The 14,120-nt window shown below is 47.5% G+C and carries 12 protein-coding genes; 9 read left to right on the plus strand and 3 right to left on the minus strand.

Going from position 1 to position 14,120, the window contains the following annotated elements; genetic code table 11:
• Positions 1–103: 103 nt before the first annotated feature.
• The gene (locus NYE45_RS10215; RefSeq protein ID WP_340016569.1) at positions 104–1,219 is read right to left on the minus strand and encodes an FAD-dependent monooxygenase; all 1,116 of its coding nucleotides are present in this window, start codon (positions 1,217–1,219) and stop codon (positions 104–106) included.
• 270 nt (positions 1,220–1,489) lie between these two features.
• On the opposite strand from NYE45_RS10215, the gene NYE45_RS10220 reads away from it, so the two are divergent.
• Positions 1,490–1,972, plus strand: a complete 483-nt coding sequence (locus NYE45_RS10220) for a MarR family transcriptional regulator (RefSeq protein WP_062833690.1) — start codon at positions 1,490–1,492, stop codon at positions 1,970–1,972.
• A gap of 97 nt (positions 1,973–2,069) precedes the next feature.
• On the opposite strand, the gene NYE45_RS10225 is transcribed toward NYE45_RS10220, so the two are convergent.
• Positions 2,070–2,369, minus strand: coding sequence for a hypothetical protein (locus NYE45_RS10225; RefSeq protein ID WP_340016570.1), 300 nt, complete (start codon positions 2,367–2,369; stop codon positions 2,070–2,072).
• A gap of 214 nt (positions 2,370–2,583) precedes the next feature.
• Here NYE45_RS10225 and NYE45_RS10230 point away from each other — a divergent pair, with 214 nt between their 5' ends.
• From NYE45_RS10230 to NYE45_RS10250, 5 genes are all read left to right on the plus strand, one after another.
• Positions 2,584–4,608 carry a Na+/H+ antiporter gene (locus tag NYE45_RS10230; protein ID WP_340016571.1) on the plus strand — a complete coding sequence of 675 codons (2,025 nt, stop codon included), beginning with the start codon at positions 2,584–2,586 and terminating at the stop codon, positions 4,606–4,608.
• 112 nt (positions 4,609–4,720) lie between these two features.
• The gene (locus NYE45_RS10235; protein ID WP_340016572.1) at positions 4,721–5,659 is read left to right on the plus strand and encodes an aldo/keto reductase; all 939 of its coding nucleotides are present in this window, start codon (positions 4,721–4,723) and stop codon (positions 5,657–5,659) included.
• Between the two features lie 66 nt (positions 5,660–5,725).
• Positions 5,726–6,514 carry a polysaccharide deacetylase family protein gene (locus tag NYE45_RS10240; protein WP_062833694.1) on the plus strand — a complete coding sequence of 263 codons (789 nt, stop codon included), beginning with the start codon at positions 5,726–5,728 and terminating at the stop codon, positions 6,512–6,514.
• A gap of 224 nt (positions 6,515–6,738) precedes the next feature.
• Complete coding sequence (locus NYE45_RS10245) at positions 6,739–6,945, plus strand: YwbE family protein (RefSeq protein WP_026081155.1); 207 nt, start codon at positions 6,739–6,741, stop codon at positions 6,943–6,945.
• 2 nt (positions 6,946–6,947) lie between these two features.
• Positions 6,948–7,550, plus strand: a complete 603-nt coding sequence (locus NYE45_RS10250) for a DUF4269 domain-containing protein (protein ID WP_340016573.1) — start codon at positions 6,948–6,950, stop codon at positions 7,548–7,550.
• A 21-nt stretch (positions 7,551–7,571) separates the two neighbouring features.
• Here NYE45_RS10250 and NYE45_RS10255 read toward each other — a convergent pair whose 3' ends face one another.
• Positions 7,572–8,981, minus strand: a complete 1,410-nt coding sequence (locus tag NYE45_RS10255; protein ID WP_340016574.1) for a hypothetical protein — start codon at positions 8,979–8,981, stop codon at positions 7,572–7,574.
• Between the two features lie 564 nt (positions 8,982–9,545).
• Between NYE45_RS10255 and NYE45_RS10260 the strand changes: the two genes are divergently transcribed.
• The 3 genes from NYE45_RS10260 to NYE45_RS10270 all read left to right on the plus strand — a co-directional run bounded on the left by NYE45_RS10260 (position 9,546) and on the right by NYE45_RS10270 (position 14,105).
• A complete protein-coding gene (locus tag NYE45_RS10260) occupies positions 9,546–11,345 on the plus strand; it encodes a sensor histidine kinase (RefSeq protein ID WP_340016575.1) in 1,800 nt (599 codons plus the stop codon).
• Complete coding sequence (locus NYE45_RS10265; protein WP_340016576.1) at positions 11,320–12,933, plus strand: helix-turn-helix domain-containing protein; 1,614 nt, start codon at positions 11,320–11,322, stop codon at positions 12,931–12,933. Before NYE45_RS10260 ends, NYE45_RS10265 begins: the two co-directional genes overlap by 26 nt.
• Positions 12,934–13,118: 185 nt before the next feature.
• The gene (locus NYE45_RS10270) at positions 13,119–14,105 is read left to right on the plus strand and encodes an ABC transporter permease subunit (protein ID WP_145146866.1); all 987 of its coding nucleotides are present in this window, start codon (positions 13,119–13,121) and stop codon (positions 14,103–14,105) included.
• Positions 14,106–14,120 lie beyond the last annotated feature (15 nt).

The raw sequence follows: 14,120 nt of genomic DNA on the forward strand, positions 1-14,120 counted from the left end.
GCCGATTCTTCCCCACCAGGGAGTGATCGGCTGTTTGGGCATTTGGGAGGTATTTGTATCCCATCTGAAGCTTTATAGGTTATTTTATCTGGTTTAACGGGTTTTAAAGAAAGGATTCATAGCGTTGCTGGAAAGAAGATTCCATCTCCACTTGTCGTGCAAGTTGCTGTTGTACCTTTGCTCCGCGGATTGCCTGAAGTTCCTGAAGTTGTGCAGTGGACCCGAATTGATCGGCAGCCATTCGAACAAGCAGTTCTGAGAGCACGTCTGCGTCTTCGAGCGCGGCATTCAGTCCAAACGCACCGGTTGGCGTCATTGTATGAGCGGCATCACCGATGAGCACAACATTGTCCTGTGCCCAAGATTGGCAATAGCTGCTTTCAACAGATAACAGAACAAAATCACTCCAGCTCTGAATGTTGGCAGCTACAGAATCAGACAGGCAAGGAAATGCGGATACAAGTTTATCTACAAAAGGAGCAATCGGTTTCTCTCGCAGCTTGGAGTAAGCTCCCTCGGGAATGTTCCATCCGATCTGAACATAACCACCGAATTGGGAGAACAGTGCAAGCTGTTGCCCATCCATACTGGCCATCCGAACAGCTGGTTCCCAACCTACAGGTGCCGGAATACGTGCCCATAACAGGTCATATCCGTGCTTGCGAATCTCGGGATTCAAACCGGAGTGTTTGCGTACAGCAGAGTATCTTCCATCTGCACCGACAATAACAGATGCTTCAATGGAGGCAGGAACGCCGTTTTGCCGAATATTAATACCAACGGTCTTGCCGCTCTTGTCTCGTAACAAACCGGTCATGATGGTATTAAACATCACTTGTTCATTTGTACTGTGCTGCTGAGCGTGTGATACGATGGCTTCCAGGAGATGATTTTGGGGTACATGAATGCCAACATGGGATTCTCCATTCCCCGGCGAAACGGTATGAATAATCTTCCCATTCTCCCAATACTGAATCTCTTCCAAAAGCAGCGCTCCGCGTTCCTGGATGAGTGAATAGAGGTCGTGTTTACTTAGAATCGCTTCGCCGTCCACATTGAGCAACTCCCCGCGGAACGACTTGTGCAGGTGTGGTTGTCTCTCAATGAGAATCGTGGAGATTCCTTTTTGATTCAGTAGATAAGATAGCAAAGCACCGCCAGGACCTGCGCCGACGATGCAAACATCTGATTTAAGTTGTGAAGATCTATTCTGATTCATGTGCATAAGTCCCTTGCATTATAATGGTGACGCTTTATTTACTTTATAACAACAGATTTATTAAAATCATTAAGTAACTAAAAGTAACTTAAGGATATAGATTATTATAAACAAAGCCATCGCAAGAAAGCAAGAGGTGTATGCCAAAATAAAACACACGTCTTCCCGTCAAGTATAGGATATACCAAACAAGCGCATTTTTCACAAACATAATAGTGTAAATATGTTACAATAAAAGGTAGGTTATGATGAAAGGCAGGAGGAACGTTTATGAGCCCGGATACGGAGCGAAACTCTCAATTGGCAAATGTAGATCAATTGTTGGAGGCCTTCTTCAGATATAAAAATAAGGTATTGGATCAGCAGCAGAAGACCGAAACCAACTGCAAACTGAATCCGACAAAAAGCCATATATTGGGCATGATTTTACGTGAAAAACGCTGCATGGCGGTGGATGTGGCCAGACAACTCAGTTTGTCTTCCGGCGCAACCACCATTGTGCTGAATCAACTGGAAACGGAAGGGTTGATCCAGCGGGTGCGCAGTGAAGAAGATCGTAGAATTGTGTGGCTGTCTCTAACGGATGAGGGAACGCAGCTCGCCAAGACACTTAATGCGAATCGCGGCCGAATGACGTGGGAATTGTTGCAAGCACTTTCCGAGGAAGAGCAACAGCAGATGTTCGGTATGCTGAAGAAAATTGAGCTGAAACTGCTGGAGAACATGAAGTCGTTTGAGCAGATTAATCGGTAGTCCATATATGATTTGATGGATTGAAGACGTCAGTCCTCATGAGTTCGTCCCTAATTGCGGGGGGATGAACCTTGAGGACTGGCGTTTTTGAGTTGGTTTACAAATGAAAGCGAACCAAATGGTCGGTCATGCCTTCCTGGATCAAAATCTCCTTTTGCTTGCTACCCATCAGGTCAAAGTGGGGGAATGGCTGCCGCCGATGAATGTATCGCGGGTCCAGTCCATGATCGTTACACCAACGCTCCAGACGTTCCAGATCTGCGCAGCCGACTTTGGTAACACTGGTAATGCCGGGGAATCGATTGTCAATCCAGAAATGAGTAAGGTAGGCAATCTCACCACGAGCCACTTGTTCTTTCCACGCGGAAAGCTCCTGCCGTTTAATTCCAAATGCCATAGATACAAGTTCCTTTCCAAACGGGTATTGTCCTGAGCATATTGTAACATCTTATATACAGAATCAATCAGAAATCTTCAATCTAGACTAGTCTGAAGCCAGTTGAATGGGTATATGAATATGACAACATTTTTATAACAAAGACTGGATTATGTTAAAATAAACCTATACAACAAAGGGTTCACCACTTCTATAGCGGAAAGGGATTGTCATCATGGAAATATTTATAGCCGTACTTGTCTTACTGGTGCTGATCGGTTTATCGAACATCCTGAACCGGTTTGTACCTTTTATTCCTGTTCCGCTCATTCAAATCGTGCTCGGTGTAGCTATAGCTCTACTTCCTGCGGGGGTACACTTGCCGTTGAATCCGGAACTGTTTTTTGTGCTTTTCATCGCACCTTTGTTATATAACGATGGTAAGCGAACACCAAGGAATGAGTTATGGAATCTGCGGGCACCGATACTTCTGCTTGCGCTAGGGCTTGTATTTGTAACCGTCGTCGTGGCAGGGTATGCCATTCACTGGCTGATTCCTTCGATTCCGTTACCCGCTGCTTTTGCTCTTGCAGCCATACTGTCCCCGACAGATGCTGTGGCCGTTGGCGCCATGGCCGGCCGGGTACATCTGCCCAAAGGCATACATAGGCTTCTTGAGGGTGAAGCATTAATGAATGACGCATCCGGCCTGGTCGCCTTCAAATTCGCGATTGCAGCCACGGTTACGGGTGTATTTTCCCTGGCGAATGCAACCTTCAGTTTTATTCTGATTGCGATTGGCGGACTTCTCGTCGGGGCATTGTTATCTTTTCTGTTAATCAGGCTCGGGGTGTGGATTCGCAGGCTGGGCATGGAAGATGTAACCATTCACATGCTGCTGCAAATTTTGACTCCGTTTGTCATCTATCTGGTGAGTGAAGAGATTGGGGTATCCGGCATTTTAGCGGTCGTAGCAGGAGGCATCATTCACGCCATTGAACGTGACCGCGCAGAATCGGTTCAGTTGAAGATGCAGGTGGTATCTGCGAGCACATGGTCTGTCATTTTATTTATCCTGAACGGTCTGGTGTTCGTCATTCTGGGCGTACAAGTTCCGGATGTGCTGAGTACCATTTTTGAAAATGTCTCGTTTAATAATCTGCAGGTGTTGGGATATGTAGGTTTGATCTCGGTGCTTCTGCTAATCCTGCGCTTTCTCTGGATCTATCTGTTCTGGCAGGGGAATGAATTGCTGCGTACCAAATCCTCTATTGGCAGACCACGATTCAAGGAAATTACGATTATTTCCCTCTCCGGCGTGCGGGGGGCTGTGACATTGGCGGGTGCCTTTTCCATTCCCTACGTGCTTCAGGATGGATCGCCCTTCCCTGAGAGGGATTTAATCATTTTCCTTGCAGCAGGGGTTATTCTCTTCTCCCTGATTGCTGCAAGTGTGTTTCTTCCGGTTCTGGCTAAGGATGATGGTAAATCCAAAGAAGAAACACCGCAGAAGTCAGAACGGAAAGCGCATGACATTATGCTGAATGCGGCAATCCGAGCTGTCAAATCCGAAATGAACGATGAGAACAAAGCTGCGGCACTGGCGGTCGTCTCCGACTTGTCCAAGTACATCAGACAGGCTGCAGGTCAGCTGACCGCCGGTAAGCGCAAAGATATTCAAAAACAAGAAACAGCTATCAACCTGATTGCCACTCGTGCGGAGCGTAAAGAAATCGAAGTGATGCTGGACGAAAATGCGATTGCTTCTGATGCGGCCTTCAAATGTGACAGCTGGCTGGATCGTAAGGAAATGATGCTGGCGAATCGCACCAACACTCAGATCATGACTTCGATCAGCGAGATTGGGCGTGTGTTAGGACATCTGTTCACCAATCGATCCCAGAAGCCGAGCCAACCATTCATGCTTGAAAATGCAGAACTGTTCCGTCAGGTGAAGCTGCGCACCTCTGAAGCGGCAATTAAGGCCATTCGTGCCCATATGAATGATGGGAATCGAGTGGTAGCGTTATCGGTCATCGCCAAGTATGAGCGAGTGATTGCCAAATTGCGCACCTGGAACCAGGGCGTGACGGAAGATCCGTTCAATCAGGAGAAACTCGAATTGCAGATGGTGGCCATTCAGGAACAGCGCAATACGGTGCAACAACTGTATGAGAACGGCGAAATCAATCGTGATGTGGCTGCGAAATTGCGCCGGTTTATCAACGATGTGGAAGCGACTGCGTTGAAAAACACATAATCCGACAAACCCGATATTTTAAATATGCTATATGGTTTGATATAATATGTAACAAGCAACACGCATCATTGCAGAAATGTACTTATATCGATCAGTGAAGGAGAGATGAGACATGGCAGAACAACAAATTCGGTTGGGCAAGACGGATCTGGTCGTGAATCCCATTGGACTGGGTGCGAATGCAGTAGGAGGACATAATATCTATCCTGACATGCTGAATGATGAGACGGGTAAGGAAGTGGTTCGTACAGCCTTGAAACAAGGCATTAACTTTGTGGATACAGCGTACATCTATGGACCGGAGCATTCCGAACGACTGATCGGTGAAGTATTAAAGGAAACCGGTCAACGTCAGAATACGATTATTGCAACCAAGGCGGCCCATAAATTTGTAGATGGCAAGATTGTCGTGGATAACTCACCTGCTTTCCTGAAAGCGGCTGTAGATGAGGCGTTGAAACGTCTGCAAACCGATTACATTGATCTCTTCTACATCCACTTTCCAGATGAGAACACGCCGAAGGATGAAGCAGTAGATACGTTAAAACGGTTAAAAGATGCTGGCAAAATTCGGGCCATAGGCGTATCCAACTTCTCCATTGATCAGTTGCGTGAGGCCAATAAGGACGGGCATGTAGACGTACTGCAATCTGAATATAATCTGTTCAAAAGAGAAGCGGAGAAAGAGCTGTTGCCGTATACAGCTGAGCATGACATTTCTTTTGTTCCTTACTTCCCTCTGGCAGCGGGGCTGCTGGGCGGTAAATATAATCGTGATACCACATTCCAGGACGGACGCGCGAAGAATCCGCTGTTCACAGGTCAGGCTTTCATTGAAAATCTGGATAAAGTAGAACAACTGCGCAGCATTGCGCAATCCAAGGATGTTGAGGTCGCTCATCTGGTTCTGGCCTGGTACCTGACCCAGCCTTCCATTGATGCATTGATTCCGGGCGCCAAGAAACCGGAGCAGGTTATTAATAATCTGAAAACATTGAATGTAGAGCTAACTGCTGACGAAATCGCCGTTGTGGATCAGATCTTTCGTTAATTAGTTCGGATGAATCGGGAAATGCTAACAGGGAGTTTACGTATGAAGACAAAGTGAGGACACAACATGAACCTGAAGGCAGCCCGATTCATCGGATTGTTCACGCTGATTATTGTGCTGGGCAGCAGTTCTGCCTATGCGAAGCCTGTACAGAAGAACCGTCAGTATTATGAGGAACGAGGAGAGATCGTGTGGGAGGTTCCCACACAGGATAAACTCATCGCCCTGACGTTTGATGATGGACCAGATCCGATTCAGACCCCGCAGATTCTGGCGTTGCTCCAGCAATATCAAGCCAAAGGAACCTTTTTTGTACTTGGCAAATGGGCAGAGAAATTTCCTGAACTGATTAGGCAGGAGCAGCTCGAAGGGCATGAAATCGCCAATCATACGTATGCGCACACGTATGCAGTCCGATCAACAGGTGCGGATAAGTACATGAACGATATGAACGCAGCGGAAAGTTCCATCATTGAAGCTGGTGCGGAGCGTCCTTTGTTGTTCAGGCCACCGGGCGGCTACTACAATGACATGGTCATTCAGGCTGCCAAACAAAAGGGGTATACCATTGTCCTCTGGTCCTGGCATCAGGATACACGGGACTGGGCTTCTCCAGGTGTATCGGCTATCGTTAACAAAGTGTTGAAGAACGCACGTAATGGGGATATTGTACTTTTTCACGATAAGGTGGAAGGCAAGTCACATACGATAGCAGCACTTAAAACGATTCTGCCTAAACTGCAGCAGCAGGGATATCGATTCGTGACGGTGTCTGAACTACTTGCTGTGAAGGCACGCGAAGCCGCAAAGGATGGAACTTCACCTTCGTCTTTGTTGAAACATGTACAGCCCTAACATGACATTTGAATCAAAAGCCGCTGGCCTCGATATAAAGGGACCAGCGGTTTCTTTATATTGGTCTCCCATATGTCTCCATATAAATATAGAACTAGAAGTAGGAGGTTGTTGTCCGCATAGCTTTCGTTTTGAAACCAAAACGTCTACAATAGATGGAGCTTTGTGATTAAGGGTTATATAGTATACATGATATGAATTACAACATAGAGGGAGTGAATATGATGAATGGACAACAACGAGTAAATATTAAACCGGGTCTGGAAGTGGACATCGTGCTGAAGCAGGATCAAGCTACAGGCAAGCTGACACGTGGCATTGTGAAGGATCTATTAACCAAGTCCCCTACGCATCCACACGGAATTAAAGTACGACTGACGAGTGGCCAAGTAGGACGTGTGAAACAGGTCATTACAGGAGGCTCGAACTAACTGTGGCCAAAAGCGGGGAGATGATCACTACCGCAGAGGTAATGGCCCATCTGGCTGCAGGTAACGAACGTCAGCAGGACGCAAACCGCGTGTTAAAGAGCAGTGGACTGCTTGATATATTAGCTGACTACCATCCGTATCCGGCAGGTACAGTACCGATTGATATTGATGTTCCGGGCAGTGATCTGGATCTGCTGTGTTACGCAGAGGATCTGGATGCCTATGAAGCTGAGATGCATGATCAGATCGGTGCCGTTGGTGAGTTTCGATGTGTTCGTGGGGGTGGGGATCTTCCAGACCAACGTCCTTATGTGACTTTTAATTTGCAAGTGGGACATTGGCCTGTGGAGATTTTTGCCCAATCTGTGCCAGTCAACAGGCAGAATGCATACCTACATATGATTGTGGAGTGGAGATTGTTACAATTGTGGGGAGACGCGGGACACCGTGAGATCCGCAGACTGAAACGGGCAGGGTGGAAGACGGAGCCGGCTTTCGCTTCTGTACTTGGACTACGGGGAGATCCCTATGTGGACATGCTGCATTTGGCAGAGATGAAGCGTGAAGATCTCTGGAACTGGGCGCGTTCACGCACGTCTTTTTAAACGGTTTAACCTAACCTTTGGTCAGATCAGAAAGATGGCTACAATCGTCGTTACCGCGAGTCCCAGCAGCACAGGCTTCAGGTTGCGTCTTGCCAGTTCAAAAGGACTGACTCCGCAGATCGCAGCAGCAGGAATCAATGCCCATGGAATCAAGGTTCCGCCACCTACCCATATGGCTGCAACCTGACCGAGTGCTGTCAGCACAGGTGCGGAATCTGCCGACCCTGCAAACATGGACGCAATCGAGCCAACCAGGGATATCCCCGAGAACCCCGAACCATCCATCCCTGTGACTGCTCCGGTCACCGTCATTGTAATGGCTCCCACCGTATCATTCAGTGGCACCAGTCCAGCAAGTGCAACCCCGAGATCATTCACAATTCCGTGTGAACCTTCAGGAAGTGGATTGTGGAACAACTCCGTAATGGCAGCATCCCCCAGATAAAAGAACGCGGCTATCGGAATAACCGGGCCGAATACCTTGAAACCGAACTGAAATCCTTCTATTAAATAGTTGGTCGTTTCTTCTGGTCCCGCATGTCGATGTGCGGCCAGGGTGACAGCGATCAGTATAACCACAGCAGTCCCGCCAATCAGAGCTGTTGCGTCACCACCCTGCAGCTTCAATACAAACATCAGAATCACATCCACTGCGAATAACAGAGGGATAAGCAGAGCGAATGCTTTTTGCAAACGGGGTGACATGGCTTGACGTTCGACTGACAGATTGCCAGGTAGAGAAGTAGACACAGCCTCTGACGAGGAGAGAGGTACCGTTGTCACTGTACCTGATTTCATCTCTTTGCGCAGCATCCAGAAGGCTGTAAGTGTAGATACCGTTCCCATGACAATGACCAGAGGTATGCTGGCCGTCATGACGGAAGTAACCGGTATACCCGCCGCATCAGCTGTAAGTTTGGGAGCCCCCTGAATAATGTAATCCCCTGACAGTGCAATCCCATGTCCGAACAGGTTCATCGCAATGGCAGCACCGATCGGAGGGAGCCCTACACGTACCGCTACAGGAAGTAGTACAGCACCAACCAGGGCTACCGCCGGAGAAGGCCAGAAAAAGAGCGATACGACCATCATGATCAGTCCAATCCCCCAATATGCCACCTGAGGAGAACGGATAAACCGGGTGACAGGTGTCACCATGACTTCATTAATGCCAGTTCTGATCAGAACACGGCTCATCGCCACAATAATCGAGATGATGAAGATCGTACTTAGCAATTCTTTCGTCGCATAGATAAAACTGCTGAAGATCCCAGCGACTGACCCGCTTAAGGTTTCCGTTGCCAGAAGTCCAATGGTCATAATACCCGCGACACAGATGATGGTGGTGTCCCTGCGCCGGATCATTACCGCAATGATCAAGACGATAAATGCCAGGTAGACATAGTGTAACGCAGTGAGTTGAATATTCATCGAACAGGCCTCCCTACATCCTGGTGACAAACCCGAGGAGTGATATATCGTATGCATGTCAAGATCGGGCGTTCGTGGAGTTCGGGCCTTGCCGCAGCATTTATTTTTAGGGAGAGTGTTCTGAGCTATAAATGAAGGATTTTTTTTACAACTGGAGAATTTATTACAATATGAAGCGTGTTATCCAAACTTGGAGCGGATAGAAGTCACCAGAATTGACATGTGCAGGTCACGGGACCGCATAGACAATGGCAACCAGGGGTGATTACAATAAACATGCCATCATAAGGAAGAAAATAGAAAAAACTATGTTGAACTAAAAAGTGTGTGTTCAAAAAGTCTGGTTTTCAGTACCGAGAAGATGGAATGAAGTTAGAAATGGAGTAGCGGAGCGTAGGGAAACTACGTGAGCAACCACAATGTTTCCAAAGGAAACATACTTCGTAAGCCTCCCGCTTATTTCGGCTGAATTTCATATTCGAAGCTGATGATGCCGCTAGGTATAATTCGTAATCAAAAGCGGACTTTTTGAACTACCTCTAAAAGGGCGGGAATCCATAATCTATGAGTTTAATCCGTTCACTTCGTTTTAAGTTTATTGTGGGACTTTCATTGATCATGCTGCCACTGTTCATGCTGCTCTATTACAACAACGTCTACGCCATGAAAGTCGTACGTGACAAGGTATCTCTCACCAATATGAATCATCTTGCCAAGAGTGTGGAGCAGAATGAACGTGTATTACAGGAGACGAATCGGTATTTATATAGTCTGGGCGAGCGGGACCCGGATATTATCTCCCTGTTTTTTCTGGAATACGGCAGTGGCGATTATATCATTGCGAAGCAACGCATTATGAATAAATTCATGACAGATATCGGTTTCTATAATCTGATCGATTCCTTTTTTCTATATGATGCCGTTAATGATGATCTGCTGCTCGCCACTTCGGGCAATTACGATGTCAAAAAATCGGTTGTGCAGGAGAGCATGCCGGTCCAAATGCAGCAGTTGGAAGGCGATATCCAGAAGCCGGAATGGAGCATCGTGCGTGGGGGAACGTGGAATGCGCTGGTGAAAACGGTGCGAATCAACCAGCAGTTCTACGCGGGTGCATTGGTTGATATGAATGCACTGAACCACACGCAGCAATTCACAGAATCCGGTGACAGGGGAGGCGCAGTCATTGTTGGATCCGACGGTGGGGCATTATCGGATTCCACATTGAACACTGGACAGATCAAGCTTGCTGCCGCACATCTTCCCGGTCTGAAGGACCCGTATCAGGTGATCTCTGAAGTTATGAACAAGGGAGAGGCACGTCAATATTTGATGCTGGGCATTCCCTCAGCCATGTCCGAGATGAATTATATCGTGCTACTGCCTGAGGAGGATATGATGCGTAACCTCCCGTTCTTCCAGCAGATCATTCGCCTGCTTCCCATTGGTGCCGCGGTAATTCTGGTTACTGCACTGATCTTTTTGCGACAACTGTTATTCCGTCCGATGAATTCACTGATCCGGGGCATGAGAAGGGTGAGCCGCGGAGATCTCGATGTGAAGCTGGAGCCTCCATCTTCCTCGGAACTTGAATTTATGACGCGAAGCTTCAATCAGATGACCAGCGAGATCCGCCATCTCAAGATTGATGTGTATGAGGAACAATTACGGACGCGCGAGGCAGAGTTCAAACAATTACAGATGCAAATCAATCCTCACTTTTACCTGAATTCACTTAATATTATTCATAGTCTCGCTTCCTTGCAAAAGCATGAGCTGGTGCAGCAGATGGCTGGCCATCTGGCTGATTATTTCCGATTCAGCCTGCGTGCAGGCAAACGTGTTATTCGTCTGGATGAAGAGCTGGAGCACATTCGTCATTATTTAGAAATTCAGAAGCTGAGGTTTCCAAGCCGATTGGATTTTGAACTGGATATTGAACCGGATCTCGGAAAGTATGTGATTCCGCCATTGACGATTCAGCCCTTTGTGGAGAATGCCATTATTCACGGATTTCAGCGGCGAACGCAGCCATTTTTCATTCGGATCGTGGCTTGCCGTGGGAAGATGTTATCTGGTCGTCTCGAACAGACGGTGCTTCAACTGATGATTGTAGATAATGGTGTCGGATTTGATGAGGAACTGCTGGAACGTCTACAGCAGGGACAATACGCTGAAGACCCGGGTGGACAGCATATCGGTATATGGAACGTGGCTCATCGGCTGTTAGTGAAGTATGGTGATCAAGCCAGTTTGCAGTTTAGAAATGAGGCGGATAACGGCGCTGCAGTCATCATTGATTTACCCGCTCAGACCGAAGAGGAAGAAGGGGGAGCCTATGCGGAACCTGTTGATCGTGGATGATGAAGTGTATGCATTACAAGCGATGGTGGAAGGTGTTGACTGGCATGCGGCCGGCATTGACCAGGTGTTCAGTGCTTGTGATGCAGAAGAGGCAAGAAAGGTCCTGAAGACAAGTGCCATCGATATCATGATCTGTGATATTGAGATGCCTGGCGAAACAGGGCTTGATCTGCAGAGCTGGGTGCTGAAACATGATCCAGGCATGCTGACCATTTTCCTGACAGGGCATGCGTTGTTCGATTATGCTCAGACGGCCATTAAGCTGAACAGCTTTGATTATGTATTGAAGCCTGCTCCGGCAGATCAATTGATCAAGGTGGTAAGCCAGGCGGTGGAGAAGATCAAAGATGGAGAGCAGCGCACACGTACCAACGAAGTTTATGAGACCGTATACAAACGGTGGAAAACCCATAAACCGCTGCTGACAGAACGTTTCTGGAAAGATGCCATCTCACAGCGTATCACGTTAACCAAACAACGGCTGCAAGAGCTCGCAGAATTGTATGGTGCCGAGATTGATCCACAGGCACGTGTGTTACCCATTGTGATCTCGGTAGAGGAGTGGGTGCGTGAATTTGATTTGCGTGATGAAGAGGTATTAGAGTATGCCCTTCGTAATGCAGCGAGAGAAATGTTGCTTGGCGACAAGCCGGGTGAGGTGTTTCAGGATCATAGTGGATTGAATATTGTGCTTGCTTACGAGCAAGATGGCACGATACCAAGTGCGAGCGAAGTGGCACAACGTTGTCAGGGGTATATTCAGGAATGTGGTACGTACTTCTACTGCCGGTTGTCCTGTTATGTTGGTGTTCCCGTGGCTGTAACGGAGCTGCAAGGCATGTTGAATGAACTGATGGATATGGAGCGGCGCAATATTAAGGAGCTTGAAGAAGTCTTTGTCTACGATGAACGGGGTAGAGATCAGGAAGATCGCTTTTTGCCGATTCCGTGGTTTTCGGAGTTATCCATTCTTTTTGAAACGGGTAAAGTTGGGGATTTGCGCGAACGTGTGGATGAGATCTTCGAGTTGCTTGCTGCTCAGGAGGGATTGTCTCCTGAAATGCTGCGTCTATACTATCATGCGATGTTGCATGTGGTCTATCCGTTGCTTCATCAGAAAAATGTATCCATACGCAGTCTGTATCCAGGGGAACGTGAGCCGGAAGAGAGTGTAGTCACAAGGTCTTTGCCACAGTTGAAGCTGTGGACGTCTGATCTGATTGATCGTGTCATCCCGGTGTTGTATCCGGACGATCACAGCCCAATGACTATTGTGGATCAGTTGTGTATTTATATCGAAACGCATATTGGCGAAGAACTGATGCGAGAGGAACTTGCAGCGTTTGCCGGGTTCAATCCCGCCTACCTATCCCGTTTGTTTCGGAAAGAGAAGGGGATGTCTTTGTCCGAGTTTATCCTGCAAGGCAGGGTAGCCAAAGCGAAGACACTACTGTCCCAGTCCACCGTCAAAGTGACGGATATCGCTGGCAAGGTGGGCTACTACAATTACTCGCATTTCACCAAAATGTTCAAAAAGTGCACAGGTATTACACCACAGGAGTTCCGCAAACAGTCACGTACCGTATAACTCATGGCGCAGCATGCTGCGCCTTTTGTTTATTTTATTTTGGAACTAAAGTCATAATTTGATAAGTCAACAGGTCACCACAGCAGATAGAGGTCTTACTCGCCCCGCCGTATACTTGAACCACAGGAGCCACAACGGAGCTTCATCCTGAGGAAGAATTCAAGAGGAGTGAGGGAGAACAAGTTATGAAGACACAACCCCAGGCGGGTAAGGGAGTACGGATATCGGAAATACCGGGAGGAACGGTCCGAAAGCGCAAGTCTGTGTGGCACAATCTTGGCAAATTCAAGGTGCTGTACCTCATGTTCTTGCCAGGCGTCCTGTTTCTGCTGGTGAACAACTATATGCCGATGTTCGGCGTTCTGATCGCATTCAAAAATGTAAACTATGCTGATGGTATTTGGGGCAGCCCGTGGAGTGGATGGGACAATTTCAAATATTTGTTCTCGACCAGTGATGCATGGGAAATTACCCGGAATACACTCGCGTATAACACCGTGTTTATTGCACTCAATCTCTTTGTAGGTGTCGGGCTTGCTATTCTGCTCAATGAAGTGAAGAACAAGGCGATGTCCAAGTTGTATCAATCGCTCATGCTACTGCCATACTTCCTGTCCATGATTGTGGTCAGTTATCTGGTTCTGGCTTTCCTGGGCAAAGATTCAGGCTTCATGAACTCTACCATTCTACAGATGTTCGGCGGTCAGCCGATCGACTGGTATTCCGAGCCGAAATATTGGCCTTATATTTTGCCACTGGTGAACACGTGGAAGAATATTGGATATTATGCCGTCATCTATCTGGCAGCTGTTGTGGGGATCGATGAAGAATATTATGAAGCTGCTATACTCGATGGAGCAACCAAATGGCACCAGATACGCTTCATCACCGTTCCGTTTCTCGTACCGTTGATCGTCATTATGACGTTATTGCAAATAGGCCGTATATTCTATGCAGACTTCAGTCTGTTCTACCAGGTTCCACTGGAATCCGGAGCACTGTTCCCTGTAACGAATGTACTGGATACCTATGTATATCGAACGTTCCTCATCGGTGGAGATATCGGGATGTCATCCGCAGCGGGTCTGTACCAAGCGGTCGTTGGATTCGTACTGGTTCTTGTATCCAATACCATCGTTAGGCGGATGGATAAAGATAATGCATTATTTTGAGAGGAGGCAAGTCAG

Origin of the sequence: Paenibacillus sp. FSL K6-1318 (assembly GCF_037976905.1) — a bacterium.
Taxonomy (GTDB): domain Bacteria; phylum Bacillota; class Bacilli; order Paenibacillales; family Paenibacillaceae; genus Paenibacillus; species Paenibacillus amylolyticus_A.